26 protein-coding genes and 1 tRNA gene are annotated in these 26,819 nt (G+C 67.1%); 25 read left to right on the top strand and 2 right to left on the bottom strand.

Annotated elements, in window-relative coordinates:
* The first annotated feature begins 37 nt into the window (after window positions 1-37).
* The 4 genes from MNR01_RS04005 to MNR01_RS03990 all read left to right on the top strand — a co-directional run bounded on the left by MNR01_RS04005 (window position 38) and on the right by MNR01_RS03990 (window position 4,606).
* Complete coding sequence (locus MNR01_RS04005) at window positions 38-1,063, top strand: aspartate-semialdehyde dehydrogenase (RefSeq protein ID WP_241919683.1); 1,026 nt, start codon at window positions 38-40, stop codon at window positions 1,061-1,063.
* 157 nt (window positions 1,064-1,220) lie between these two features.
* Window positions 1,221-3,086, top strand: coding sequence for a FimV/HubP family polar landmark protein (locus MNR01_RS04000; RefSeq protein WP_241919682.1), 1,866 nt, complete (start codon window positions 1,221-1,223; stop codon window positions 3,084-3,086).
* Between the two features lie 57 nt (window positions 3,087-3,143).
* Window positions 3,144-3,974, top strand: a complete 831-nt coding sequence (truA, locus tag MNR01_RS03995; protein WP_241919681.1) for a tRNA pseudouridine(38-40) synthase TruA — start codon at window positions 3,144-3,146, stop codon at window positions 3,972-3,974.
* Window positions 3,971-4,606: a phosphoribosylanthranilate isomerase gene (locus MNR01_RS03990; protein WP_256451866.1), complete on the top strand. Its 636-nt coding sequence runs from the start codon at window positions 3,971-3,973 to the stop codon at window positions 4,604-4,606. Before truA ends, MNR01_RS03990 begins: the two co-directional genes overlap by 4 nt.
* Window positions 4,607-4,646: 40 nt before the next feature.
* Here MNR01_RS03990 and MNR01_RS03985 read toward each other — a convergent pair whose 3' ends face one another.
* Window positions 4,647-5,534, bottom strand: coding sequence for a LysR family transcriptional regulator (locus MNR01_RS03985; RefSeq protein ID WP_241920522.1), 888 nt, complete (start codon window positions 5,532-5,534; stop codon window positions 4,647-4,649).
* 169 nt (window positions 5,535-5,703) lie between these two features.
* On the opposite strand from MNR01_RS03985, the gene trpB reads away from it, so the two are divergent.
* The 5 genes from trpB to MNR01_RS03960 all read left to right on the top strand — a co-directional run bounded on the left by trpB (window position 5,704) and on the right by MNR01_RS03960 (window position 11,112).
* Complete coding sequence (gene trpB / locus MNR01_RS03980; protein WP_241919680.1) at window positions 5,704-6,930, top strand: tryptophan synthase subunit beta; 1,227 nt, start codon at window positions 5,704-5,706, stop codon at window positions 6,928-6,930.
* A gap of 4 nt (window positions 6,931-6,934) precedes the next feature.
* On the top strand, window positions 6,935-7,735 hold the full coding sequence (gene trpA, locus MNR01_RS03975) for a tryptophan synthase subunit alpha (protein ID WP_241919679.1): 801 nt from the start codon (window positions 6,935-6,937) through the stop codon (window positions 7,733-7,735).
* Between the two features lie 81 nt (window positions 7,736-7,816).
* Complete coding sequence (gene accD / locus MNR01_RS03970) at window positions 7,817-8,719, top strand: acetyl-CoA carboxylase, carboxyltransferase subunit beta (RefSeq protein ID WP_241919678.1); 903 nt, start codon at window positions 7,817-7,819, stop codon at window positions 8,717-8,719.
* A complete protein-coding gene (gene glmM / locus MNR01_RS03965) occupies window positions 8,716-10,056 on the top strand; it encodes a phosphoglucosamine mutase (protein WP_241919677.1) in 1,341 nt (446 codons plus the stop codon). The genes accD and glmM overlap by 4 nt, the downstream gene beginning before the upstream one ends.
* A 105-nt stretch (window positions 10,057-10,161) precedes the next feature.
* Complete coding sequence (locus tag MNR01_RS03960) at window positions 10,162-11,112, top strand: 2-oxoglutarate and iron-dependent oxygenase domain-containing protein (protein WP_241919676.1); 951 nt, start codon at window positions 10,162-10,164, stop codon at window positions 11,110-11,112.
* A gap of 4 nt (window positions 11,113-11,116) precedes the next feature.
* Here MNR01_RS03960 and MNR01_RS03955 read toward each other — a convergent pair whose 3' ends face one another.
* Complete coding sequence (locus MNR01_RS03955) at window positions 11,117-11,653, bottom strand: DNA-deoxyinosine glycosylase (RefSeq protein WP_241919675.1); 537 nt, start codon at window positions 11,651-11,653, stop codon at window positions 11,117-11,119.
* A 97-nt stretch (window positions 11,654-11,750) separates the two neighbouring features.
* Between MNR01_RS03955 and tpiA the strand changes: the two genes are divergently transcribed.
* The 16 genes from tpiA (at window position 11,751) to MNR01_RS03875 (ending at window position 26,818) form a co-directional block, all read left to right on the top strand.
* The gene (gene tpiA / locus MNR01_RS03950) at window positions 11,751-12,503 is read left to right on the top strand and encodes a triose-phosphate isomerase (RefSeq protein WP_241919674.1); all 753 of its coding nucleotides are present in this window, start codon (window positions 11,751-11,753) and stop codon (window positions 12,501-12,503) included.
* Window positions 12,504-12,577: 74 nt separating this feature from the next.
* Window positions 12,578-13,054 (top strand): preprotein translocase subunit SecG, encoded by a 477-nt coding sequence (gene secG, locus MNR01_RS03945; protein WP_241919673.1) that lies wholly within the window; start codon window positions 12,578-12,580, stop codon window positions 13,052-13,054.
* Window positions 13,055-13,174: 120 nt separating this feature from the next.
* A tRNA-Leu gene (locus tag MNR01_RS03940) sits at window positions 13,175-13,259 on the top strand.
* 160 nt (window positions 13,260-13,419) lie between these two features.
* Window positions 13,420-13,776, top strand: coding sequence for an NADH-quinone oxidoreductase subunit A (locus MNR01_RS03935; RefSeq protein WP_241920521.1), 357 nt, complete (start codon window positions 13,420-13,422; stop codon window positions 13,774-13,776).
* Entirely contained in the window at window positions 13,767-14,339 is a 573-nt protein-coding gene (locus MNR01_RS03930; RefSeq protein WP_158730667.1) for an NADH-quinone oxidoreductase subunit B, read from the top strand. The genes MNR01_RS03935 and MNR01_RS03930 overlap by 10 nt, the downstream gene beginning before the upstream one ends.
* 1 nt (window position 14,340) lies before the next feature.
* Window positions 14,341-15,069 carry an NADH-quinone oxidoreductase subunit C gene (locus MNR01_RS03925; protein ID WP_241919672.1) on the top strand — a complete coding sequence of 243 codons (729 nt, stop codon included), beginning with the start codon at window positions 14,341-14,343 and terminating at the stop codon, window positions 15,067-15,069.
* 17 nt (window positions 15,070-15,086) lie between these two features.
* The gene (locus MNR01_RS03920; protein WP_241919671.1) at window positions 15,087-16,373 is read left to right on the top strand and encodes an NADH-quinone oxidoreductase subunit D; all 1,287 of its coding nucleotides are present in this window, start codon (window positions 15,087-15,089) and stop codon (window positions 16,371-16,373) included.
* 28 nt (window positions 16,374-16,401) lie between these two features.
* Complete coding sequence (nuoE, locus tag MNR01_RS03915) at window positions 16,402-16,929, top strand: NADH-quinone oxidoreductase subunit NuoE (RefSeq protein WP_241919670.1); 528 nt, start codon at window positions 16,402-16,404, stop codon at window positions 16,927-16,929.
* A gap of 15 nt (window positions 16,930-16,944) precedes the next feature.
* Window positions 16,945-18,312, top strand: a complete 1,368-nt coding sequence (gene nuoF / locus MNR01_RS03910) for an NADH-quinone oxidoreductase subunit NuoF (RefSeq protein WP_241919669.1) — start codon at window positions 16,945-16,947, stop codon at window positions 18,310-18,312.
* Window positions 18,309-20,537: an NADH-quinone oxidoreductase subunit NuoG gene (gene nuoG, locus MNR01_RS03905; protein ID WP_241919668.1), complete on the top strand. Its 2,229-nt coding sequence runs from the start codon at window positions 18,309-18,311 to the stop codon at window positions 20,535-20,537. The genes nuoF and nuoG overlap by 4 nt, the downstream gene beginning before the upstream one ends.
* A complete protein-coding gene (gene nuoH / locus MNR01_RS03900; protein ID WP_241920520.1) occupies window positions 20,534-21,604 on the top strand; it encodes an NADH-quinone oxidoreductase subunit NuoH in 1,071 nt (356 codons plus the stop codon). Before nuoG ends, nuoH begins: the two co-directional genes overlap by 4 nt.
* Window positions 21,605-21,613: 9 nt before the next feature.
* On the top strand, window positions 21,614-22,102 hold the full coding sequence (gene nuoI / locus MNR01_RS03895; protein WP_200604913.1) for an NADH-quinone oxidoreductase subunit NuoI: 489 nt from the start codon (window positions 21,614-21,616) through the stop codon (window positions 22,100-22,102).
* Window positions 22,103-22,112: 10 nt separating this feature from the next.
* Window positions 22,113-22,748 (top strand): NADH-quinone oxidoreductase subunit J, encoded by a 636-nt coding sequence (locus MNR01_RS03890; RefSeq protein WP_241919667.1) that lies wholly within the window; start codon window positions 22,113-22,115, stop codon window positions 22,746-22,748.
* Window positions 22,745-23,071 carry an NADH-quinone oxidoreductase subunit NuoK gene (gene nuoK, locus MNR01_RS03885; RefSeq protein ID WP_241919666.1) on the top strand — a complete coding sequence of 109 codons (327 nt, stop codon included), beginning with the start codon at window positions 22,745-22,747 and terminating at the stop codon, window positions 23,069-23,071. Before MNR01_RS03890 ends, nuoK begins: the two co-directional genes overlap by 4 nt.
* 19 nt (window positions 23,072-23,090) lie before the next feature.
* The gene (gene nuoL, locus MNR01_RS03880) at window positions 23,091-25,271 is read left to right on the top strand and encodes an NADH-quinone oxidoreductase subunit L (protein ID WP_241919665.1); all 2,181 of its coding nucleotides are present in this window, start codon (window positions 23,091-23,093) and stop codon (window positions 25,269-25,271) included.
* A gap of 50 nt (window positions 25,272-25,321) precedes the next feature.
* Window positions 25,322-26,818 (top strand): NADH-quinone oxidoreductase subunit M, encoded by a 1,497-nt coding sequence (locus tag MNR01_RS03875; protein ID WP_256451872.1) that lies wholly within the window; start codon window positions 25,322-25,324, stop codon window positions 26,816-26,818.
* Window position 26,819 lies beyond the last annotated feature (1 nt).

Raw genomic sequence — 26,819 nt, 5'->3', positions numbered from 1 at the left:
CCCGGCTGCTCCCACCAACCAGGACCACAAGGAACCAATGAACGCCAAGAACTCCTGCAACGTTGCCATCGTCGGTGCCACCGGCGCGGTCGGCGAGACCATGCTCAAGATCCTCGCCGAGCGTCAGTTTCCCATCGGCAAATTGCACGTGCTTGCCAGCGAACGCTCGGCCGGCGAGAAGATCGAGTTCGGCGCCAAGAAACTGGTGGTGGAAGACCTGGCCAAATTCGACCCGACTGGCGTCGACATCGCGCTGTTCTCGGCCGGTGGCAGCATCTCCAAGCAGTACGCACCGAAGTTCGCCGCCGCCGGCGCAGTCGTGATCGACAACTCCTCGGCGTTCCGCTACGACGACGACGTGCCGCTGGTGGTGTCGGAAGTGAATCCCGAGCAGGTGGCCAACCGCCCGCGCGGCATCATCGCCAACCCGAACTGCTCGACGATGCAGATGCTGGTCGCGCTGGCGCCGATCCACCGCAAGGTCGGCATCGAGCGGATCAACGTGGCGACCTACCAGTCGGTGTCCGGCGGTGGTCGCTCGGCGCTGGAGGAACTCGGCCGCCAGACCGGCGCGCTGCTGAACTTCCAGGACCCGCAGCCGGACCGTTTCCCGGTGCAGATCGCCTTCAACCTGATCCCGCACATCGACGACTTCCAGGACAACGGCTACACCAAGGAAGAGATGAAGCTGGTCTGGGAGACGCGCAAGATCCTCGGCGACGACTCGATCCAGGTGAACCCGACCGCGGTGCGCGTGCCGGTGTTCTACGGCCACTCAGAGGCGGTCAATGTCGAGACCCGCGAGAAGATCACGGCGGCGCAGGTGCGCGAGATGCTGTTGACCGCGCCGGGCGTGGAAGTGGTCGACGAGCCCAGGGCCGGCGGTTACCCGACGCCGGTGACCCATGCCTCGGGCAACGACCCGGTCTATGTCGGCCGCATCCGCGACGACTTCTCGCACCCGCGCGCGGTCAACCTGTGGATCGTCTCGGACAACATCCGCAAGGGTGCGGCGCTGAACGCCGTCCAGCTGGCCGAGCTGGTCTGGGCCGAGCGCCGCTGAGGATGCGCGACTGAGCACGGCCGGGGGCGGCGCGGCCGCCCCCGAAGCGCCCGCGGCCCTCAATCCGTCGCCGCGATCGCACTCGGCGACGGTTTCAATTGCTCCCGACCCCGGCGAAGGCTAGAGTCGCCGCCGGGGGACGGCATCGGGATCCGAAGTGAAACAACGTCAAGTGAAACAGCCAGCCAGGCGCGGCTCGCGCACAGTGCTGGCATTGGCGCTGGCCCTTGCCAGCGGCGCCGCGTCGGCGTTGGGCCTGGGCCAGATCGAGGTGAAGTCGAGAATCGGGCAGCCGTTCCTGGCTGAAATTCCGATCGTCTCCAACGATCCGTCGGAGCTGGAGAACCTGCAGGCAGAGCTGGCCTCGCCGCTGGTGTTTGCCCGCATCGGCCTGCAGCCGCCCACCGGCATCGTCTCCGAGCTGCGCTTCTCGTCGGCACTGGATTCGTCCGGCCGGCCGGTGATCCGCGTCACCAGCGAGCAGCCGGTCAATGACTCGCTGCTCACCTTCCTGGTCTCGGTCGACTGGGGGCAGGGCAGGCTGGTGCGCGAGTACTCGGCGCTGCTGGACACCCCGCGCACGGTCTCGGCGCCGTTGCAGCCGCAGATCGAGGAGACCGTGGTCTCCGCACCCAACATCGTCGAGCGCCCGCTCGAACCGGAAGTGGCTGCGACCCCGGCCGACGCGCCCACCGAGGCCGCTCCGGCTGAAGAATCGGTTGCCGCAGGTCCCGACAGCGACAACAACGCTGACGCCAACGCCATTCCTCCGACACCGACCCAGGCCGCGGAGCCGGCCAGCGCGCCGGCGCAGGTGGCCAGTGTCGCGCCGGCAGCAGCGCCCGCGGGCGACCTCGCCGGCGAGTACTCGGTGCGTCGTGGCGACACCCTTTCGCAGATCGCCGGTCGCGTGCAGGGCGAGGGCTTCACCCTCGACCAGACGATGATCGCGCTGCTGCGCGCCAACCCGGAAGCGTTCATCGGTGGCAACGTCAACCGGCTCAAGGCCGGCGCGGTGCTCGCCGTGCCGGCCAGCGAGCAGCTGGCCAGCGTCGATGCGGCGCAGGCGAGCCAGCTGGTCAGCAGCCAGGTACGGCAGTGGCGCGATGCGCGTCGCGCGGTGCCGCAGCCGGCGCTCGAAGCCGGCATCGCCGCATCGGCGGCGACGTCGCCGGTGGCGACAGGTGCGACGGCTGCAGCGGCCAACCCGCGCAGCGCCGATGCGCGTCTGGAAATCGTTCCGCCTGGCGCCAGCAGCGCTACCCAGGCGGGAGATACACAATCCGGCATCAACGCCGGTGGTGAGGGCGACATGCTGCGTCAGGAACTGCAACAGAACACCGAAACCCTCGCCGCACGCGAGGCCGAGCTGCAGGAGCTCAAGGGCCGCGTCGCCGAACTGGAGCAGCTGCAGAGCAAGCAGCAGCAGCTGATCGCAATGAAGGACAGCGAGCTGGCTGCCGCCCAGCAGCGCCTGGCGCAGAGCAACCAGAAGGACCAGGCGATGCAGGTCGCTTCGGCGATGCCGTGGCTGATCGGCGGCGGCGTGCTGCTGCTGGTCGTGGCCGGCGGCTGGTTCCTGCGCCGCCGTCCGGTCAAGCCGGTGTTCCGCGCGCCGCTGCCCGGCGATGCCGCCGCCGCGCCCTCGATCGCTGACTCGTTCACCGAGTCCTCGTTCCCCGCCCAGCAGCGCGCCCCGGTCCAGGCCGAAGCGGATCTGCGCGTGGAGGAAGAGCCCGCGGTACCGGTTCTCGAACTGCAGTGGGCGTCTGCTCCGGCAGCCGCCACAGCACCGGCTCCCAGCGCGTCGGCGCCGGCATGGCATGTCGCATCGGCCGACACCAAGGGCCGCGTCGAGCCGTCGATGGCGACGCAGCCGGGCCAGGAGCGTCTCGAACTTGCCCGTGCCTACCTGGACCTGGGCGACCGCGAAAGCGCACGCCAGCTGCTCGCCGAAGTCGTGATCAATGGCGACCTGTCCGCCCGCCAGCGCGCCTCGCGGATGCTGCAGGAACTAGACTGATGGTTCTGGTCTGAGTGCCGGGCTGCCACCGCCGGACTGACCCAACTGGATTGAAGCGTGGTTGACACCGCAACCGCCGGCGACGCCCCCCCGTCGCGGCGCCATGCCCTCGGCGTCGAATACGACGGCAGCGGGTTCTCGGGCTGGCAACGGCTGAGCAAGCATGGCGAACCGGAGCGGGAGGGCGAGCAGACCCTGCAGGCCGCGCTCGAGCAGGCGCTGTCGTTCGTCGCCGGACATCCGGTCGAGGTGGTCTGTGCCGGTCGCACCGACGCCGGCGTGCACGCCGCCTGCCAGGTCGTCCACTTCGACAGCACCGCGGTACGTGATCCGCGCGGCTGGATGCTGGGCGTCACCAGCCGCCTGCCGCCGCAACTGTGCGTGCGCTGGTGCCAGCCGATGCCGGACGACTTCCATGCGCGCTTCTCGGCACGCGCGCGCCGCTATCGCTACCGCATCCTCAACCGCCCGGTGCGTCCGGCCCTGGGTCGCCAGTACCTGAGCTGGGAGCGGCGTCCGCTCGATGTCGATGCCATGGATCGCGCCGCGCAGGCGCTGCTTGGCGAGAACGACTTTTCCGCCTTCCGCACCGTGCATTGCCAGGCGCCGCACGCGATGCGCGAGATGCAGGCGATCGGCGTGCGCCGCGATGGCGAGGTGGTCGAAGTCGAAGTGCAGGCCAACGCCTTCCTGCATCACATGGTCCGCAATATCGTCGGCAGCCTGTTGATGGTCGGCAGCGGCGAACAGCCCGAGTCGTGGATCGCGCAGCTGCTCGCCGGTCGCGACCGCACGGTGGCCGGTCCGACCGCGCCGTCGGCGGGGCTGGTGTTCCTCGGTCCGCGCTATCCGGCGCAGTGGGGCCTGCCGGCCGAGGTCACGCTGTGAGCCACACCCGCATCAAGTTCTGCGGCATGACCCGCGCCGACGACATCCGCCTGGCCTGCAGCCTGGGCGTGGACGCGATCGGAATGGTGTTTGCGCAGCGCAGCCCGCGTCGGCTCGCGATCGCGCAGGCCGCGGTGTTGAGGACGGACGTTGCCGCCGGCATCGAAACCGTCGCGTTGTTCATGGACAACGCCGCCGACGAAGTAAACGACGTCATCGCGCAGGTGCGCCCGACGCTGCTGCAGTTCCACGGCCTCGAGGACGCGGCGTTCTGTCGCGGCTTCGGCCTGCCCTACATGAAAGCGATCGCCATGGGCGAAGAAGGCGGGCAGGGCATCGACTGGTCCGCCCGCTATCCCGATGCGACGGCGCTGCTGCTCGACAGCCATGCCGTCGGCGGTGCCGGTGGCAGCGGCCACACGTTCGACTGGTCCCGCATTCCGGCGCGATCGGGAAAGCCCTTCCTGCTGGCCGGCGGCCTGGTGCCCGGAAACGTGTTCGAGGCCGTGACAGTCGTGCAGCCGTGGGGCGTGGATGTTTCGAGCGGCATCGAGGGCGCACCGGGGATCAAGGACGAGGCGCGCATGCGGCGCTTCGTCGAGGAAGTGCGTCGCGCTGACCTGTCGCGCTGACCTGACCTGCTGACATGTCCCGCGGAAGCGCTCGCCGGCCTTACGGCGTCAGCTCCTGGCGCAACCAGTTCGCCAGGCGCGCCACGCGCGGATCGTTGCTGCGTCTGGGTGCACATAGCGCCCAGCAACCGTCCGTCGCCACGAAGCCCCAGGGCGCAAGCAGCCGTCCCGCAGCGAGATCCTCGGTGACCAGCGGCTCGGGAGTGATCGCCACGCCCAGTCCTGCCTGCGCGGCTTCGAGCAGGTAGTACAGGTGCTCGAAGCCGGTGCCCAGCGCAAGCGCGGCCGGATCCAGCCCCATGCGAACAGCCCAGTCCTGCCATGCCTGAGGTCGCGACGTCGTGTGCAGCAGCGGCTCCCCGAGGAGCGCGTTTGCAGGCGACGCCAGCAGCCGTTGGTGACCTTCCAGGCGCGGGCTGAGCACCGGGCCGATGCGTTCGGGCGCCAGCTCATGCACCTGCCAGTCCGCCGGCCACGGCGCCTGCGAGATCAGCAGTGCCGCATCGAGTCCGCTCAATTGCGCGTCCGGGGCCGTCTCGCTCGCCGACAGGTGCAGCTTGAGATCGGGCAACTCGCGCGCCAGGCGCTCCAGGCGCGGGATCATCCAGCGCGCCAGCACGCTGCCGGGGCAGCCGAGCACCAGCGGTGCCTGTTGCGGTCGTCGCCGCAGCTCCGCCCAGGCACCGCGCAGCGGCTCGAACGCCGCTTCGGCCGCTTCGTGCAGGCGCCGGCCGGCCGGCGTCAGGGCCAGGCCACGACCCTGGCGCACGAACAGCGCGGCACCAAGCGTTTCCTCCAGGGCACGCAGGTGGCGGCTGACCGCGCCGTGGGTGACGTGCAGTTCGTCGGCCGCGCGGCTGACGCTGTCCAGCCGGGCGACGGCTTCGAACGCGCGCAGGGCATTGAGCGGGGGCAGGTCCCGGGTGATCATCAACTGTGAGATTTCCTGACAGGTCTGGCCGATTTTATAGGTTTTTGTGGCCGGCGCCGTGCGATAAGGTGAGAGCCGTTGTTGCAGGCCCAGCTTGCTGGTGGCGCCCCCTCCCCAGTCGCCAGCAAGCTGGACTCCTGCCTCTCGCAGCTTCCAGGGAAATGAAATGAGCGTCGTGGACTTCACCACCGTGGACTTCCATGCCTACCCGGACGCCTCCGGTCACTTTGGTCGCTACGGCGGCCGCTTCGTCGCCGAGACCCTGATCGGTCCGCTCGAGGAACTGGCCGCGGCCTACGATGCCGCCCGCGTCGATCCGGCTTTCGTCGCCGAGTTCGACCGCGACCTGGCCCATTACGTCGGCCGTCCCAGCCCGATCTATCACGCCCAGCGGCTGAGCGAGGAAGTCGGCGGTGCGCGCATCCTGCTCAAGCGCGAGGACCTGAACCACACCGGCGCGCACAAGATCAACAACACCATCGGCCAGGCGCTGCTGGCCAGCCGCATGGGCAAGACCCGGATCATCGCCGAGACCGGCGCCGGCCAGCACGGCGTGGCCAGCGCCACGGTCGCCGCGCGACTGGGCCTGGAATGCGTGGTCTACATGGGCGCCACCGACATCGAGCGGCAGGAGATCAACGTCTACCGGATGCGCCTGCTCGGCGCGACCGTGGTGCCGGTGACCAGCGGTTCGGCCACGCTCAAGGACGCGCTCAACGAGGCCATGCGCGACTGGGTCACCAACGTGCGCGACACGTTCTACATCATCGGCACCGTTGCCGGCCCGGACCCGTATCCGCGGATGGTCCGCGACTTCAACGCCATCGTCGGGCGCGAGGCGCGTGCACAGATGCTGGCCGAGTACGGCCGCCTGCCCGATGCCGTCACCGCCTGCGTCGGCGGCGGCAGCAATGCGATCGGCATCTTCCACGCCTTCCTCAACGACCGCGATGTGCGCCTGGTGGGCGCCGAAGCGGCGGGCGAGGGCATCGCCACCGGTCACCATGCGGCATCGCTGGCCGCCGGGCGTCCGGGCGTGCTGCACGGCAACCGCACCTACGTGCTGTGCGATGACGACGGCCAGATCATCGAGACGCATTCGGTGTCGGCCGGCCTCGATTACCCCGGCGTCGGCCCCGAGCACGCGTTCCTCAAGGATGCCGGCCGCGCGCAGTACGTCGGCGTGAGCGACGACGAAGCGCTGGCTGCTTTCCACCAGCTCGCGCGCTGCGAGGGCATCCTGCCGGCGCTGGAATCCAGCCATGCGATCGCGCAGGCGACCAAGCTTGCGCGGGAGCTGCCGAAGGACGCGATCGTGCTGTGCAACCTGTCCGGTCGTGGCGACAAGGACGTGCACACGATTGCCGCGCGCGAAGGCATCTCCATTGGATGACTCCATGAACCGCATCGACGTCCGCTTCGCCGCACTCAAGGCGCAGCGCCGCAAGGCGCTGATCCCCTTCGTCACGGCCGGTGATCCATCGCTCGAAGCCACCGTGCCCGTCATGCACGCGCTGGTCGAGGCCGGCGCCGACGTGATCGAGCTGGGCGTGCCGTTCTCCGACCCGATGGCCGATGGCCCGACCATCCAGCGCAGTTCCGAGCGCGCATTGGCGCGCGGGGCGGGGCGGGCGTTCGTGTTCGACTGCGTCCGCCGCTTCCGCGAGCACGACCGCGACACGCCGGTGGTGCTGATGGGGTACCTGAATCCGGTCGAGATCCCCGGCGCCGAGCGCTTCGCCGCCGAGGCGGTGGCGGCCGGCGTCGACGGCGTGCTGCTGGTCGACCTGCCACCGGAGGAGTCCGGCGAGTTCCGGCTGGCCTTCTCGGCCCACGGCCTGGCCCTGATCCTGCTGGCCTCGCCGACCACCACCGACGCCCGCATGGACGTGCTGTGCCAACAGGCGCAGGGCTACCTCTACTACGTCAGCTTCGCCGGCGTCACCGGCGCCGACCGGCTCGACACCGGCGCCGCCAACGCGCGCCTGCACGAGATCCGCAGCCGCAGTCGGGTCCCGGTCGTGGCCGGTTTTGGCATCAAGGACGCCGCCAGCGCGGCGGCGATGGCCGGCGAAGCCGAAGGCGTCGTGGTCGGCAGCGCCCTGGTGGCGGCGCTGGCGGAGGCGGTGGACCCGGCCGGTCAGGCCAAGGACTTTCTCAAACCGCTGCGGGCTGCCCTCGACGCCCTGCCGGCCTGAGCATCCCACTGCGCTAAACTGGCCCGCTCGGCCGGACCCCACTCCGGCACTCACCAAGCCTGAACGGGGAACACGCAACGCATGTCCTGGCTCAAGAAACTCATGCCTTCGGGCATCCGCACCGAGACGGGCGCTTCCAAGCGCCGCAGCGTGCCGGAAGGTCTGTGGGAAAAGTGCGACCGCTGCGGCGCCGTGCTCTACCGCCCCGAGCTCGAGGAAAACCTCGAGGTCTGCCCGAAGTGCGGCTTCCACATGGCGATCCGGGCGCGGGTGCGCCTGACCGCCCTGCTCGATGCCGGCAGCACCACCGAAATCGCGGCGGAGCTCGGCCCGGTCGACGTGCTGAAGTTCAAGGACCAGAAGAAATACGCCGAGCGCATCAAGGCCGCGCAGAAGTCCACCGGCGAGCGCGATGCCCTGGTCGCCATGAGCGGCACCCTGAAGCAGCGGCCGCTGGTTGCCTGCGCCTTCGACTTCGCCTTCATGGGCGGTTCGATGGGTTCGGTGGTCGGCGAGCGTTTCGCCCGCGCCGCTGAAACCGCGGTCGAGCTGGGCTGCCCGATGGTCTGCTTCACCGCCACCGGCGGTGCGCGCATGCAGGAAAGCCTGTTCTCGCTGATGCAGATGGCCAAGACCTCGGCCGCGCTCGGCCGCATGCGCGCCAAGGGCCTGCCTTTCATCTCGGTGATGACGCATCCGACCACCGGCGGCGTGTCGGCCTCGTTCGCCATGCTGGGCGACCTCAACCTCGCCGAGCCCGAAGCCCTGATCGGCTTCGCCGGTCCGCGCGTGATCGAGCAGACCGTGCGCGAGACCCTGCCTGAAGGCTTCCAGCGCTCGGAGTTCCTGCTCGAGCACGGCGCCATCGACCAGATCTGCGACCGCCGCGAGATGCGCGACCGCCTGGCCACGCTGTTCGCGTTGATGATGAAGCAACCGCAGCCCGTGGACGAAGAGACCATCCTCGATAGGAGCCGCGCTTGAGTCGCAAGTACTTCGGCACCGACGGCATCCGCGGACGCGTCGGTGAGGGTCCGATCTCGGCCGACTTCGTGATGCGCCTGGGCAATGCCTACGGCCACGCATTGCCGCGCCGCGACTGGCGCAACCCGGTGGTGATCATCGGCAAGGACACGCGTATCTCGAACTACATGTTCGAGGCCGCGCTGGAAGCCGGCCTGGTGGCAGCAGGCGTCGACGTGCAGCTGATGGGCCCGATGCCGACTCCGGCCGTCGCCCACCTGACCCACTCGATGCGCGCCGATGGCGGCATCGTGATCTCCGCTTCGCACAACCCGCACCACGACAACGGCATCAAGTTCTTCTCCGCCGAAGGCGAGAAGCTCGACGACGCCACCGAACTGGCGATCGAGGCGGCACTGGAACAGCCGTTCCGCACCGTGCCGTCGGAGCAGCTCGGCAAGGCCGTGCGCACCCGCGACGCGCTCGGTCGTTACATCGAAGCCTGCAAGGGTTCGGTGCCGAAGGGATTCGACCTGGGCGGCATGCGCATCGCCATGGACTGCGCCAACGGCGCGACCTACCAGCTCGGCCCGCTGGTGCTGCGCGAGCTGGGCGCACGTGTCGATCCGATCGGCATTGATCCCAACGGCATCAACATCAACGACGGCGTGGGCTCGACCCATCCGGAAACGCTGGCCGCGCACGTCAAGTCCACCGATGCCGACCTCGGCATCGCCTTCGACGGCGACGGTGACCGCGTGCTGTTCGTCGACGGCGACGGCGTGGTCCGCGACGGCGACGACCTGATCTACGTGCTGGCCTGCGACTGGCAGCAGACCGGGCGCCTGCAGGGGCCGGTGGTCGGCACGCTGATGACCAACTACGCGCTCGAGCGCGCGCTGGCCGAGCGTGGCATCGGCTTCGTCCGCGCCAAGGTCGGCGACCGCTACGTCCACCAGCAGCTGCACGCCAACAACGCCGTGCTCGGCGGCGAGGCTTCGGGCCACTTGTTGTGCCTGGACCGCACCAGCACCGGCGACGGTATCGTCAGCGCGTTGCAGGTGCTGGAGGTGCTCAAGCGCCGCGGCATGAGCCTGGGCGAGGCACTCGCCGGCTTCAGCAAGCTGCCGCAGAAGACGGTGAACGTGCGTTTCCAGGGCGGCGCCAAGCCGGCCGAAGCGCCGTCGGTGCAGGCGGCGCTGGCACAGGCGCAGGCGGCCGTGGCCGGTCGCGGTCGCGCGTTCCTGCGTCCGTCCGGCACCGAGCCGGTGGTGCGCGTGACGGTCGAGGCCGACGACGCGACGCTGATGCAGGACACGCTGGACCGCCTCGCCGAGGCCGTGCGCGCCGCGGCCTGAACGCCGCCCGCGTCGCGCACTGCAGGAGCCGGCACGCCGGATCCTGCCCTTCCCCGGCAGCCGTATCATTTTCCCAGTTGCACACAGCTCACACAGGGACGCCCCGTGAACCGCATTCCGACCCTCGACATCCGCCGTTTCAGCCAGCCCATCAGTGCCGGCGACCGTGACGCCTTCGTGGCCGAACTGGGCGCTGCCTACCGCGAATGGGGTTTCGCCGGAATCCGTGGCCACGGCATCCCGTCCAGCCAGATCGACGCGTCCTATGACGTGTTCAAGCGCTTCTTCGACCAGCCCGAGGCGGTGAAGATGCAGTACCACGTCGCCGGCAGCGGCGGCGCCCGCGGCTACACGCCGTTCGGCGTGGAGACGGCGAAGGACTCCAAGCATTTCGACCTCAAGGAGTTCTGGCACGTCGGCCGCGAGATTCCGCGCGATTCGAGGTATGCCGACGTCATGCCGCCGAACCTGTGGCCGCAGGAGATCCCGGAATTCCGCGAGCAGGCGTATGGCCTGTACCAATCGCTCGACCAGCTCGGTTCGCGCGTGCTCAGCGCGCTTGCGCTGCATATCGGCCTGCCGGAGTCGTACTTCGCCGACAAGACCAATTCCGGCAACTCGATCCTGCGTCCGATCCATTACCCGCCGATCACGTCCGACGACATCCCCAACGAGCGCGCCGGCGCGCACGAGGACATCAACCTGATCACGCTGCTGGTCGGTGCCAGTGCCGAGGGCTTGGAAGTGCGTTCGCGCAAGGGCGAGTGGGTGCCATTCACGGCCGACGCCGACACGATCGTGGTCAACATCGGCGACATGCTGCAGCGCCTGACCAACCATGTGTACCCGTCGACCACGCACCGGGTGGTCAATCCGCCGGGTGAGAAGGCGCGCCAGCCGCGCTATTCGACGCCGTTCTTCCTGCACCCCAATCCGGATTTCCTGATCGACGTGCTGCCGTCGTGCGTCAGCGCGGGCAACCCGAGCCGCTACCCGGAAGCGATCACCGCCCACGGCTACCTCGAAGAGCGCCTGCGCGAAATCAAGCTGAAATAACGCGCTACGACACGGAAACTCCCGCCTGCGCGAGTGCATGCCTCCACGCGGCCAGTTTCACTGTCGGCGCGATCGACGCATTGGCCGGACTGGTCGACGGCAACCGCACGCACTGCACTCCAAGCGCATCGGGCTGCACGCCGGCCAGCCGCCGGAACCCGCTTTCGGCCTTGGCGCCATTGAACAGCACCGTGCGAACTCCACGGTGCCCGGCGAAGAACGCTGGGAAATCGTTGGCCTGCGCCGTGTCGTCGCGGATCGCCGAATCCAGGCCGCCGTCGCGCTCGCAGCGATCGAACACGTCCCACAGCGCAATGCCGGATTGCTTCAGACGCAACAATCGCTGCGCATAGGGTAGGGCAGGCGTGGCGCCGACCAGCTCGCCCATGATCGGCCAGAAGCGGTTGTGCGGATGCGCGTAGTACTGGTGTGCCTGCAATGAAGCGGTCCCGGGCATGCTGCCAAGGATCAGCACGCGCGCATCCTTTGCACTGACCGGCGGGAAGCCTTTCAACAGGCGTGTAGGGGCGGAAGAGGGCATTGCCATGGATCGATTCTCGCCGACGTGAGGTAAACTTTGCGCCCTTCGTTCAGCGTGCCGATGGCGCCTGGACCCAGCCAGGAATCAAGGAGTGGCCATGCGCCGCAGAATCGTCGCCGGAAACTGGAAGCTGCATGGCGATCGCCATTTCGCCCTGGAGCTGCTGGACGCGCTGGTCGCCACGCCGGCCCCGGCCGGGGTCGAGCAGCTGATCCTGCCGCCGCTGCCGTACCTGGCCGGCCTGATCGCCCGTTACGGCGAGAAGGGCCTGACCTTCGGTGCCCAGGACGTCAGCGTCAACCAGAAGGGCGCCTATACCGGTGAGGTCTCTGCCGAGATGCTCAAGGACGTCGGCGCCCTGTACGGTCTGGTCGGCCACTCCGAGCGTCGCCAGTACCACGGCGAAAGCAGCGAGCTGGTCGCGCGCAAGTTCGTGGCCTGCAAGGCCGCCGGCCTGACCCCGATCCTGTGCGTGGGCGAGAGCCTGCGCGAGCGCGAGGATGGCCAGACCGAATGGCGTATCCAGGAGCAGCTCGAGCCGGTGTTCAAGCTTGCCGGCGCGCAGGCGCTGGACGGCGCGATCCTCGCCTATGAGCCGGTCTGGGCGATCGGTACGGGCAAGACCGCCACGCCCGAACAGGCACAGGCCGTCCACGCATTCATCCGTAGCGAAATCTCCGCACACGATGCTAGAATCGCTGGCTCGCTACCGATCCTGTACGGCGGTAGCGTCAAGGCCGACAATGCCGCCGCGCTGTTTTCGCAGCCGGACGTCGATGGCGGCCTGGTCGGCGGGGCCTCCCTGGTCGCGGCCGATTTCCACGCCATCGCGGTAGCGGCGGCACCCTGACGAGTCGCGGACCCGGTCCCATGGGTCAGTCCCGGTTCGTTCCACGAGCTTCAGTGAACTAGCAGAATCCAACGATGCTGTTGTTACTCAACGTCATCTACGTGCTTATCGCGATTGCGATGGTCGCGCTGATCCTGATGCAGCGCGGCGCGGGTGCGCAGGCCGGCTCCGGTTTCGGTGGCGGTGCCTCGGCGACCGTGTTCGGCGCGCGTGGCTCGGCCAACTTCCTGACCAAGGCCACCAAGTGGCTGGCGATCTCGTTCTTCGCGATCAGCCTGTTCATGGCCTGGCAGGCGATGCACCGTGCAACCGGCGACACCGCCACGGCCCCGGCTGCCGGCGTGATGGCGCAGCAGGTTCCGGCGGCTCCGGCTGCATCGGGCAACAACAATTCGGCAGTGCCGGCGGCCCCCGTGGCCCAGCCGGCGCCCGCCAGCAGCGTTCCGCAGGCTCCGGCCGCGACCGACGCTGCGCCGGCTCCGGCAACGCAGGCCCCGGCCGCGACCCAGTCGCCCGAGCCGGCAAAGCCGCAGCCCCCGGCTGGCGGCTGATCGAAGGGGTACCATTGGTTTTCATCGGCCCGGCACGGATTGCCGGGTACGGTCAGCGATGACCGGCAACGATCAGGCCTGCATCGGCGTGGTCGCGTCAGGACGACAAAAGGTTTGATTGCCCAGGTGGCGGAATTGGTAGACGCACTACCTTGAGGTGGTAGCGACGTAAGTCGTGGGGGTTCGAGTCCCCCCTTGGGCACCACACCTATACAGACACGCAAAAACGTACTGCAGCAAACAGCACCACCGACGCGGGTGCGGCGCGCACGGCGTGCCGAATCCCGCGCGGGGATGACCAGGCGGCAACACGCCGAGCCAAGGTCGCAATGGCGGCCGAGCTAAACGAAGCGAGAGAACAACTAGTGCTGGCCGAATACCTGCCGACCCTGCTGTTCCTGATCGTCGCCGGAGGTATCGGCGTCGCCCTGCTGGTGGTGGGCCAACTGCTCGGCCCCCAGCGCCCGACCCCCGAAAAACTCTCGCCCTACGAGTGTGGATTCGAGGCGTTCGAAAGTGCGCGCATGCAGTTCGACGTGCGCTACTACCTGATCGCGATCCAGTTCATCATCTTTGACCTGGAAATCATCTTCATCGTGCCCTGGGCCACCGTGTTCCGCGAACTCGGTGTCATCGGCCTGATCGAGATGGGCATCTTCGCCGGCATGCTCTTGCTCGGCTTCGTCTACGTCTGGAAGAAGGGAGCACTCGAATGGGAGTGATCCAGAATGTTTCCGAGCTGATGCACAACCCGCTGCCCGAAGGGCGGCTGGACGACATCCTGCGCCCGGAAGGTGACAACCCGCTGCTGCAGAACGGCTTCGTGACCACCTCGTTCGATGCACTGTGGAACTGGGCACGCACCGGCTCGATGTGGCCGATGACGTTCGGCCTGGCCTGCTGCGCGGTCGAGATGATGCACGCCGGCGCCGCGCGCCTGGACCTGGACCGCTACGGCGTGGTGTTCCGCCCGTCGCCGCGCCAGTCCGACGTGATGATCGTCGCCGGCACGCTGGTCAACAAGATGGCCCCGGCGCTGCGCAAGGTCTACGACCAGATGCCCGGTCCGAAGTGGGTGATATCGATGGGCAGCTGCGCCAATGGCGGCGGCTACTACCACTACTCGTACTCGGTCGTTCGCGGTTGCGACCGCATCGTGCCGGTCGACGTCTACGTGCCGGGCTGCCCGCCGACGGCCGAAGCGCTGATCTACGGCATCCTGCAGCTGCAGAAGAAGATCCGCCGTGGCACCAACTTCGGCGAAAACATCCAGGGCGTGCGCTGAGATGGCTGAGACTGTGGAAGCCTTTGTCGACCGCCTGGCCGCCCGTTTCGACGGCGCGCTGGTCGTGATTGCGCAGCCGCGTGGCGAAGTCACCATCGACGTCGCCGCCGCGCAGTGGCTCGCGACGGCGCTCGCGCTGCGCGACGAATTCGGATTCGAGCAGCTCGTCGACGTCAGCGGCGTCGATTACCTCAGCTACGGCAGCGACGAGTGGGACACCGACGTGTCGTCCGAGGGTTTCTCGCGTGGCGTGGAAGGCAAGAGTGCCGGCCGCTTCGCCTGGGGCGAGCAGGTCAACGGCGCCGCCGCTTCGCCAGAGCGCCGCTTCGCCGCGGTCGCGCACCTGCTGTCGTACCAGCACAACCGCCGCGTGCGGCTGCGCACCTTCGCCGAGAACGACGACCTGCCGGTCGTGGACTCGCTGACGTCGGTGTGGCCGGGCAGCAACTGGTTCGAGCGCGAGGCGTTCGACCTGTTCGGCATCATTTTCGAAGGCCATCCGGACCTGCGCCGGATCCTCACCGATTATGGTTTTGTCGGCCATCCGTTCCGCAAGGACTTCCCGCTGATCGGCAATGTCGAAGTGCGCTACGACGCCGACAAGAAGCGCGTGGTCTATGAGCCCGTGTCGATCGAGCCGCGTGTCGGCGTGCCGCGCGTGATCCGCGATGACGCGCGCTACCAGACCGCTGCCGGCGAAGCCGCGCAGGGCGCGGAGGTGAAGAAGTGAGCGCCACTCCGTCCGGCATGAACGCAGCATCGAACACCTCGGGCCTCAACAACGCCGAGATCCGCAACTACACGCTGAACTTCGGCCCGCAGCATCCGGCCGCGCACGGCGTGCTGCGCCTGATCCTGGAAATGGACGGCGAAGTGATCCAGCGTGCCGACCCGCACGTCGGCCTGCTGCATCGCGGCACCGAGAAGCTGGCCGAGTCCAAGCCGTTCAACCAGTCGATCGGTTACATGGACCGACTCGACTACGTGTCGATGATGTGCAACGAGCACGCCTACGTGCGCGCGATCGAGACCCTGATGGGGATCGAGGCGCCCGAGCGTGCCCAGTACATCCGCACGATGTTCGACGAGATCACCCGCATCCTGAACCACCTGATGTGGATCGGATCCAACGCGCTCGACCTGGGCGCGATGGCGGTGTTCCTGTACGCCTTCCGCGAGCGCGAAGAGCTGATGGACTGCTACGAGGCAGTCTCCGGCGCGCGCATGCATGCGACCTACTACCGTCCGGGCGGCGTCTACCGCGACCTGCCGGACCGCATGCCCAAGTACAAGGAATCGCCGTGGCGCAAGGGCGGCAAGCTCAAGCGCTTCAATGAATGGCGTGAAGGCTCGCTGCTGGATTACCTGGAAGCGTTCACCAAGGATTTCCCGGCGCGCGTCGACGAATACGAGACGCTGCTGACCGAGAACCGCATCTGGAAGCAGCGCACCGTCGGCATCGGCGTGGTCTCGCCCGAGCAGGCCCTGGCCTGGGGCATGACCGGCGCGATGATCCGTGGCTCTGGCGTCGCCTGGGACCTGCGCAAGAAGCAGCCGTATGCCAAGTACGACGCCGTGGATTTCGACATCCCGGTCGGCACCAACGGCGACTGCTACGACCGCTACCTGGTGCGCGTGGCCGAGATGCGCCAGTCCAACCGCATCATCCAGCAGTGCGTGAAGTGGCTCAAGGCCAATCCCGGCCCGGTGATCGTCGACAACTTCAAGGTCGCGCCTCCCTCCCGCGAGGAGATGAAGGACGACATGGAAGCGCTGATCCACCACTTCAAGCTGTTCTCCGAAGGCTACTGCGTGCCGGCCGGCGAGACCTACTGTGCGGTCGAAGCGCCCAAGGGCGAGTTCGGCTGCTACCTGGTGTCGGACGGTGCCAACAAGCCGTTCCGCGTGAAGCTGCGTGCGCCGGGTTTCGCGCACCTGTCTTCGATGGACGAAATCGTGAAGGGCCACATGCTGGCCGACGTCGTGGCGATGATCGGTACCTACGATCTCGTGTTCGGCGAGGTCGACCGCTGATCGCGGCGGCCGTTGAGGATCTGAACAGATGAAGGCAACCGGAAACTTCGAGGCCTGCCAGCACGTCGACCCGATGGTCGCGTTGTCGGACAAGACCCGCGCCCATATCGACCACTGGCTGGCCAAGTTCCCGCCGGACCGCAAGCGTTCGGCCGTGCTGCAGGGCCTGCACGCCGCGCAGGAACAGAACAACGGCTGGCTCAGCGACGAGCTCATCGCCGCCGTGGCCAAGTACCTCGAGCTGCCGCCGGTGTGGGCCTACGAGGTCGCCAGCTTCTATTCGATGTTCGAGACGCAGAAGGTTGGCCACAACAACGTCGCCTTCTGCACCAACATCAGCTGCTGGCTCAATGGCGCCGAGGACCTCGTCCGCCATGCCGAGAAGAAGCTGGGCTGCAAGCTGGGCGAGTCGACTGCCGACGGCCGCATCTTCCTCAAGCGCGAGGAAGAGTGCCTGGCCGCGTGCTGCGGCGCCCCGGTGGTGGTCATCAACGGGCATTACCACGAGAAGCTCGACACCGCTCAGGTGGACGAGCTGCTCGACGGTCTGAAGTGAGGCTTAGGACGACCCATGGCGCACTCGCACCACGACTACTCGCAGGGCTACGGTCCGGTCGGCCCGGTTCCGCAGGAGCACAACGTCGTCTACACGACGCTGCACTACGACACCCCGTGGTCGTATGAGAACTACCTCAAGACCGGTGGTTATGCCGCCCTGCGCAAGATCCTGACCGAGAAGATGGATCCGGCCGCGGTGATCGACATGGTCAAGGCCTCCGGCCTGCGTGGCCGTGGCGGTGCAGGCTTCCCGACCGGCCTGAAGTGGAGCTTCATGCCCAAGGGCAGCGGCACCCAGAAGTACATCCTGTGCAACTCGGACGAGTCCGAGCCGGGCACGGCGAAGGATCGCGACATCCTGCGCTACAACCCGCATTCGGTGGTCGAGGGCATGGCGATCGCCTGCTACGCGACCGGCTCGACGGTGGCCTACAACTACCTGCGTGGCGAGTTCCATCACGAGCCGTTCGAGCATTTCGAGCAGGCACTGAAGGAAGCGTACGAGAACGGCTGGCTGGGCAAGAACGTGCTCGGCAGCGGCGTCGACATCGACATCTACGGTGCGCTCGGCGCCGGCGCGTACATCTGCGGTGAGGAAACCGCATTGATGGAGTCGCTGGAAGGCAAGAAGGGACAGCCGCGCTACAAGCCGCCGTTCCCGGCCAATTTCGGCCTGTTCGGCAAGCCGACGACGATCAACAACACCGAGACCTACGCCTCGGTGCCGGCGATCATCCGCAACGGCGCCGAGTGGTTCCTCAACCTGGGCAAGCCGAACAACGGCGGGCCGAAGGTGTTCTCGGTGTCGGGCCATGTCGCCCGCCCGGGCAATTACGAAATCCGCCTGGGCACGTCGTTCGCCGACCTGCTGCAGATGGCCGGCGGCATGCGCTGCGGCCGCCAGCTCAAGGCGGTGATCCCGGGTGGTTCCTCGATGCCGGTGCTGCCGGGCGAGACCATGATGGGCCTGACGATGGACTACGACTCGATCCAGAAGGCCGGTTCCGGCCTGGGTTCGGGCGCGGTGATCGTGATGGACGAGACCACCTGCATGGTCCGTGCCTGCCAGCGCATCGCCCGTTTCTACTTCAAGGAAAGCTGCGGCCAGTGCACGCCGTGCCGCGAAGGCACCGGCTGGATGTACCGCATGCTGACGCGCATCGTCGAGAAGCAGGCCACGCTGGACGACCTGCAGATGCTGCGCGCCGCAGCCGGCCAGATCGAAGGCCACACCATCTGCGCCTTCGGCGAAGCCGCGGCGTGGCCGGTGCAGGGCTTCCTGCGCCACTACTGGAACGAGTTCGAGTACGCGATCGTGAACAAGCGTTTCCTGGTCGATGACCAGCTCGCAGGCACCGTGGTCGAGAAGGTGGCGGCATGAGCGCGCAGCCCGTGAACCCGAACGTACCGCCCGATCATGTCTCGATCGAGATCGACGGCGTTGCGATGGTCGCGCCGAAGGGCTCGATGATCATCCATGCCGCCGACAAGGCCGGCATTCCGATTCCGCGCTTCTGCTACCACGACAAGCTGGCCGTGGCGGCGAACTGCCGCATGTGCCTGGTCGAAGTCGAGAAGATGCCCAAGCCGGCACCGGCCTGCGCCACGCCGGTCATGGAAGGCATGAAGGTCACCACGCGCAGCGAGAAGGCACTGAAGTCGCAGCGCAACGTGATGGAGTTCCTGCTGATCAACCATCCGCTCGACTGCCCGATCTGCGATCAGGGCGGCGAGTGCGAGTTGCAGGACCTGTCGCTGGGCTACGGCCGTTCGGTCAGCCGTTTCTCCGAGCGCAAGCGCGTAGTGCCAGACGAGGACATCGGTCCGCTGGTCGCCACCGAGATGACGCGCTGCATCCAGTGCACGCGCTGCGTGCGTTTCACCGCTGAGATCGCCGGCACCTACGAGCTGGGCGGCATGTACCGCGGCGAGAACCTGCAGATCGGCACCTTCGACGGCAAGCCGCTGACGACCGAGCTGTCGGGCAACGTCATCGACGTCTGCCCGGTCGGCGCGCTGACCAACAAGGTGTTCCAGTTCAAGGCGCGCCCGTGGGAGCTGACCGCGCGCGAGTCGCTCGGTTACCACGACTCGCTGGGCAGCAATCTCTACCTGCACGTGCGTCGCGGCGAAGTGCTGCGCACCGTGCCGCGCGACAACGAAGCGGTCAACGAATGCTGGCTGTCGGACCGCGACCGTTATTCGCACCAGGGCCTGTACGCGCAGGACCGCGCGACCTCGCCGATGGTGAAAGAGAACGGTGAGTGGCGCGACGCCTCGTGGGAAGAAGCGCTGGCCAAGGCCGCGAAGATCCTGCGCGACAACGGTGCCGACAGCCTCGGCATCCTCGCCCATCCGTCGACCTCGAACGAAGAGGGCGTGCTGCTGGCGCGCCTGGCCGAAGCGCTGGGCACCGGCAACATCGACCACCGCATCGGCCAGCATGACCTGAGCGATGCCGCCATCGCCGCGCCGTTCGCGACGCCGGTGAACGACATCGACCATGCCGACCTGATCGTCATCGTCGGTTCCAACCTGCGCCATGAACTGCCGCTGGTGCACCAGCGTGTGCGCAAGGCCTGGACCCGTGGCGCCAAGGTGCACGTGGTCAACCCGGTCGATTTCGACTTCACCTTCGACATCGCCGGCAAGCACATCGTTGCGCCTTCGCAGATCGCCGCGACCCTTGCCGACGCCGGCCTGACCGACGTCGCCAAGAACGCCTCGCGCGCCGTGGTGATCGTCGGCGCCCTTGCCGAGAACGGTGTCCACGCAGCCGCGATCCGCAAGGCCGCCACGCAGTTCGCCGCCGTCACCGGTGCCGCGCTCAACCGCGTTCCGCAGGGCGCCAACGCGCTCGGCCTGTCCGACTACGGCGTGCTGCCCATCGCGCGCGATGCGCAGTCGATGCTGGCCGACCCGCGTACCGCTTACATCCTGTACGGCATCGAGCCTGGCCTGGATTTCGCCGACACTGCGACCGCACTGAAGGCGCTCAACCCGGCCCAGGTCGTGGCGTTCAGCACCTTCGCGTGCCGTTCGACCCGCGCCGTCGCCGACGTGATCCTGCCGATTGGCCTGTTGCCCGAAATCGACGCCACCCTGACCAACCTCGATGGTCGCCAGCAGGTCGCCGTGTCCGGCGCCAAGCTGCCGGGCGAGGCCCGTCCGGGCTGGCGCGTGCTGCGTGCACTCGGCGGCGAGCTCGAGGCCAAGGGCTTCGGCTTCACCGACCTGGTCGGCCTGCGCGCGAGCATGAAGATGCGCGACACCCAGGTCGTCGCCGGCAAGTCGCCGTCGGCCGCGGGCGACGGCCTCGAAGTCGCCGCCAGCATCGGCATCTACCGCAGCGATGCGGTGGTGCGTCGGGCCCCGGCACTGCAGTCGCATCCGCTCAACGTCGAGCCCAAGGCCGTGCTCAATCCGCAGGACGCGTCAGGCCTCGGCCTGGCCGACGGCGTGGTCGCCAGGTTCAGTACCGCCGCAGGTACCGCGACGCTGCCGGTCGCCGTCAGCGACAAGGTCGCGCGCGGCACGGTGTGGGTCGAAAGCGGGCATGGCGCGACTGCGCCAATGTCCGGTCGCGTGCAGGCGGGGAGGGCATAAGCATGCTTTCGACACATGTGATCGACCCGTTCCGCGACTGGATGCTTTCGTTCGGCAACATCGGCGCGCTGCTGTGGATCGTGCTGAAGATCCTGCTGATCGCCATGCCGGTGATCATCACGGTGGCGTTCTACGTCGTCTGGGAGCGCAAGCTGATCGGCTGGATGCACGTTCGCCACGGACCGATGTACGTCGGCCGCGGCATCCTGCAGGCCTTCGCCGACGTCTTCAAGCTGCTGTTCAAGGAAGTGATCCAGCCGACCAAGGCCGAGCCCTTCCTGTTCAAGCTGGCGCCGTTGATCGCGCTGGCCCCGGCGTTCGCCGCCTGGGCGGTGGTGCCGTTCGATTACCAGGTGGTGCTCTCGAACGCCAACGCCGGCCTGCTGTACCTGCTGGCGATGACCTCGCTGGGCGTGTACGGCATCATCCTCGCCGGCTGGGCGTCGAACTCGAAGTATGCCTTCCTCGGTGCCATGCGCGCCGCGGCGCAGGTGGTCTCGTACGAAATCGCCATGGGCTTTGCCATGGTCGGCGTGATGGTCGGCGCCGGCAGCCTCAACCTCACCGACATCGTGATGGCGCAGTCCGGCAACGCCGGCGCGCTGGAATGGTTCTGGCTGCCGATGCTGCCGCTGTTCGTCATCTACTTCATCTCCGGCGTGGCCGAAACCAACCGCGCGCCGTTCGACGTGGTGGAAGGCGAGTCGGAGATTGTCGCTGGCCACATGGTTGAATACTCGGGCTCGGCGTTCGCGCTGTTCTTCCTGGCCGAGTACGCCAACATGATCCTGATCAGCTTCCTGGTCTCGATCTTCTTCGTCGGCGGCTGGCTGAGCCCGTTCCAGGGCTGGGGCATCCCGCTGCTGTCGGCGAACGGCTGGTGGTGGCTGCTGGCCAAGGTGTTCTTCTTCGCCAGCTGCTTCATCTGGTTCCGCGCCTCGTTCCCGCGCTACCGCTACGACCAGATCATGCGCCTGGGCTGGAAGGTGTTCATCCCGCTCACCATCGCCTGGATCTGCGTGGTCGCGCTGATGGCGTACTTCAAAATCTTCGAGCCGGGCGTGTAAGGGAAAGGCATGAATCGCATCGTTTCCTACTTCAAGAGCCTGCTGCTCATCGAGCTCGCGCAAGGGCTTGCCCTCACCGGCAAGTACCTGTTCAAGCCGAAGTACACGCTGATGTACCCGATGGAGAAGACGCCGCAATCGCCGCGCTTCCGCGGCGTGCACGCGCTGCGCCGCTACCCCAACGGCGAAGAGCGCTGCATCGCCTGCAAGCTGTGCGAGGCGGTGTGCCCGGCGCTGGCGATCACCATCGACTCGGAAAAGCGCGAGGACGGCACCCGCCGCACCACGCGCTACGACATCGACCTGTTCAAGTGCATCTTCTGCGGGTTCTGCGAGGAGTCCTGCCCGGTCGACTCGATCGTGGAGACGCACATCCACGAGTACCACTTCGACAAGCGCGGACAGAACATCGTCACCAAGCCGCAGCTGCTGGCCATCGGCGACCGTCTCGAAGCCGAGATCGCCGAGCGCCGCGCTGCCGACGCACCTTTCCGCTGAGGCCTGAAGCATGGATCTCGCCCAGATCTCCTTTTTCGTATTCGCCGCGGTAGCCACCGCTGCCGCGGTCGGCGTCATCAGCGTGCGCAACCCGGTGCACGCCGTGCTGTTCCTGGTGCTGACCTTCTTCTCGGTCGCCTGCACCTGGATCATCGCCGGCGCCGAGTTCCTCGGCGTGGCCCTGATCCTGGTCTACGTCGGCGCGGTGATGGTGCTGCTGCTGTTCGTGGTGATGATGCTCGACATCGACGTCGCCCCGCTGCGCGAGGGCTATGTGCGCTACCTGCCGGTCGGCCTGGTGGTGGCGGTGGTGATGCTGGTCGAGATGCTGACCCTGATCGGGGTCAAGGCCAAGGTCGCCACGGCTTTCACCGCCGATGTCACGACAGGTGGCAACACCGCCTGGCTGGCGCGCGCCCTGTTCACCCAGTTCCTGCTGCCGTTCGAACTGGCCGCGGTGATCCTGACCGTGGCGGTGATCGCGGCGGTCACGCTGACCCTGCGCCGTCGCCCCGGTGCCAAGCACCAGAGCCCGTCGGCCCAGGCCCGCGTGCGTGCCGGCGACCGCCTGCGCATGGTCAAGATGGATGCGGTGCGGCCGGTGCCGGCCGCTGTCGATGCACCCGCAGAGGAGAGCAAGCCGTGAGCGAATTCTTCGGCGCCGGCCTCGCGCTCGGCCACTATCTCGCCCTCGGCGCGGTACTGTTCTGCATCAGCGTTGCCGGCATCTTCCTCAATCGCAAGAACGTGATCATGTTGCTGATGTCGCTGGAGCTGCTGCTGCTGGCGGTGAACATCAACTTCGTCGCGTTCTCGCGCGAGCTGGCCGATCCGGCCGGTCAGGTGTTCGTGTTCTTCATCCTGACCGTGGCCGCGGCCGAGGCCGCCATCGGCCTGGCCATCCTGGTCACGCTGTTCCGCAACCGGCGCACGATCAACGTCGCCGAAATCGATTCGATGAAGGGCTGACGCGGTGGACAACGTTATCGTGGAGCACGCACTCTCCAAGTCGGTCCTGCTGGCGATCGTCCTCGCGCCGCTGCTCGGCGCGATCATCGCCGGGCTGTTCCGCCGCCAGGTCGGCCGTGCCGGCGCCCACTGGGTGACGATCATCGGCGTGGCCGTGAGCTGCCTGCTGTCGATCCAGGTGCTGTGGCAGCTGGTCGGGCAGGGTGCCGCGCCGTTCAACGAGAACGTCTACACCTGGTTCCAGGTCGGCGGCTTCGAGGCGCACGTCGGCTTCATGGTCGACAAGCTGACCGCGATGATGATGGTGGTGGTCACCTTCGTCTCGCTGCTGGTGCACATCTACACCATCGGCTACATGGCCGAGGACGACGGCTACCAGCGCTTCTTCAGCTATATCTCGCTGTTCACCTTCTCGATGTTGATGCTCGTGATGAGCAACAACTTCCTGCAGCTGTTCTTCGGCTGGGAAGCGGTGGGCCTGGTTTCGTACCTGCTGATCGGCTTCTGGTTCAAGCGCCCGACCGCGGTGTTCGCCAACCTCAAGGCGTTCCTTGTCAACCGCGTCGGTGACTTCGGCTTCCTGCTGGGCATCGCCGGCGTGCTGATGATGTTCGGCACGCTCGACTACTCGGAAGTGTTCGCCAACGCACCGCGCTTCGTCGGCGCGCAGATGCAGCACTTCTGGCCGACCCTGACGGCGACCGGCTGGACCGCCGGCATGGCCGGCTGGTCGATGTTCACGCTGATCTGCGTGTGCCTGTTCATCGGTGCGATGGGCAAGTCGGCGCAGGTGCCGCTGCACGTGTGGCTGCCTGACTCGATGGAAGGCCCGACCCCCATTTCGGCACTGATCCACGCCGCGACGATGGTCACCGCCGGCATCTTCATGGTCGCCCGCATGTCGCCGCTGTTCGAGCACTCGCAGACGGCGCTGAACTTCGTGCTGTTCATCGGCGCCACGACCGCTTTCTGGACCGGCCTGATCGGCATCGTCCAGAACGACATCAAGCGCGTGGTCGCGTACTCGACCCTGTCGCAGCTGGGCTACATGACCGTTGCCCTGGGCGTGTCGGCGTACAGCGCCGGCGTCTACCACCTGATGACCCACGCCTTCTTCAAGGCGCTGCTGTTCCTCGGTGCCGGCTCGGTGATCATCGGCATGCACCACGAGCAGGACATGCGTCGCATGGGTGGCCTGAAGAAGTACATGCCGATCACCTACTGGACGATGCTGATCGGCACGCTGGCCCTGGTCGGCACGCCGTTCTTCAGCGGCTTCTACTCGAAGGACACCATCATCGAGGCCGCCGCGCACAACGCCCACGAAGCGCACAACTGGATCGCCACCTACGCCTACTGGGCGGTGCTGCTGGGTGCGTTCGTGACGGCGTTCTACAGCTTCCGCCTGCTGTACCTGACCTTCCACGGCAAGGAGCGCTTCCACGATCCGGTGCCCGACCATTACGTCGCGCCGGAAGCGGATTCGTCCGAGCACGAGACCGCGCTGGCCGAAGAGCACGGTCATGGCGGACATGGCAAGCACGACGATCATGGCCACGGTGCCCATGGCCACGGCCACGACGACCATGCCCACACCCCGCACGAGTCGCCGTGGGTGGTGACGGTGCCGCTGATCCTGCTGGCGATCCCGTCGATCCTGATCGGCTTCTTCAGCGTCGGCCCGATGCTGTTCGGCACGGACGTCACGGGTCATCAAAAGCAGCTGCCGTTCTTCCTCGGCTCGATCGACGTGCCCGAAGCGCACGACGTGATCGGCAAGCTGGCCGAAGAATTCCACGGCCCGGTCGCGTTCGCGTTGCACGGCTTCATGGCGCCGGCGTTCTGGCTGGCCTTCGCCGGCTTCGCCCTGGCCACGGTCATGTACTGGTGGAAGCCGGAGCTGCCGGCCAAGGCCCGCAAGCTGTTCGCCTGGCCGGTGCGCGTGCTTGAGAACAAGTACGGCATGGACAACCTGTGGATCGACGGCTTCGCCGGTGGCGGCCTCGGTCTGGGCAAGGCCTCGCGCGCGGTCGACACCTATGTCATTGACGGTGCCGCCGTGAACGGCAGCGCCCGCGTCGTCGACCTGGTTGCACGCCTGACCCGCCGGATGCAGTCCGGTTACCTCTACCACTACGCCTTCGCGATGATCATCGGCCTGATTGCACTCCTGGCCATCCTCATCCGCTATTGGCGCTAATCCGACAAGGACCCGACGTGAGCTCCGAGCCCTTGCAGAGCACCTCCTTCCTGCTCAGCCTGCTGATCTGGCTGCCGATCCTTGGCGGCTTCGCCACCCTCGCGTTCGGCAACGAGCGCGCCGGTGCCGCACGCTGGTTCGCCACCGCCGTGGCGCTGGTGACGATGGCGGTGAACATCCCCATGTTCACTGCGTTCGACATGGCCACGCCGGTCATGCAGTTCGTCGAGAACAAGGCCTGGATCCCGGCCTACGACATCCGCTACCACCTCGGCGTGGACGGTATTTCGGCAGCGCTGATCGGCCTGACCACGCTGACCACGCTGCTGGCGATGGTCGGCGCCTGGACCTCCATCGACAAGCGCGTCAGCCAGTACTACGCCGCCTTCCTGATCCTGGAAGGCCTGATGATCGGCGTGTTCTCGGCGCTGGACTCGATGCTGTTCTATGTCTTCTTCGAAGGCATGCTGATCCCGATGTTCATCATCATCGGTGTCTGGGGCGGCCCGCGTCGCGTGTACGCCTCGATCAAGTTCTTCCTGTACACGTTCCTGGGCTCGCTGTTCATGCTGCTGGGCCTGATCTACCTGTACCTCAAGGGCGGAAGCTGGCAGCTGTCGGACATGTACTCGCTGTCGCTGACGGCGACCGAGCAGATGTGGTTGTTCTTCGGCTTCCTGATCGCCTTCGCGGTCAAGGTGCCGATGTTCCCGGTCCACACGTGGTTGCCGGATGCGCACGTCGAGGCGCCGACCGCCGGTTCGGTGATCCTGGCAGCGATCATGCTGAAGATCGGCGGCTACGGTTTCATCCGCTTCGTCCTGCCGATCGTTCCCGATGCCGGTGCCGAGTGGGCCTGGCTGGTGATCGCGCTGAGCCTGATCGCGGTGGTCTACGTCGGCTTGGTCGCGCTGGCGCAGGACGACATGAAGAAGCTGATCGCCTATTCGTCGGTCTCGCACATGGGCTTCGTCACCCTGGGCATCTTCATCGCCTTCGCCCTGGTCCGCGAGGCCGGCAACACCGAAGGCGCTCGCCTGGGCCTGCAGGGAGCGATGGTGCAGATGATCAGCCACGGCTTCGTCTCGGGCGCGATGTTCAGCTGCGTCGGCGTGCTCTACGACCGCATGCACACGCGCATGATCAAGGACTACGGCGGCGTCGCCAACGTGATGCCGTGGTTTGCCGCCTTCATCGTGCTGTTCGCGATGGCCAATTCGGGCCTGCCGGGCACGTCGGGCTTCGTCGGTGAGTTCATGGTGATCCTGGCCTCGTTCCAGCAGCACCCGCTGATCGGTTTCGTCGCGGCCACCACGCTCATCATCGGTGCGGCCTACACGCTGTGGCTGGTCAAGCGCACCATCTGGGGCGAGGTCGGCAATGCCCACGTCGCGGAACTTGAAGACATCAATGCACGCGAGGCCTTCGTGCTGGGCGTGTTTGCCGCCGGCGTGCTGGTGCTGGGCCTGTGGCCGAAACCGCTGACGGACCTGATGGAACCCGCGATTGCGAATCTGGCGACGCAGATCGCCTCGTCGAAGCTTTGAG

Origin of the sequence: Lysobacter sp. S4-A87, assembly GCF_022637455.1 — a bacterium.
GTDB lineage: Bacteria > Pseudomonadota > Gammaproteobacteria > Xanthomonadales > Xanthomonadaceae > Lysobacter_J.
The sequence above is the reverse complement of the archived record's forward strand: the minus strand, read 5'-3'. Positions and strand labels throughout refer to the sequence as shown.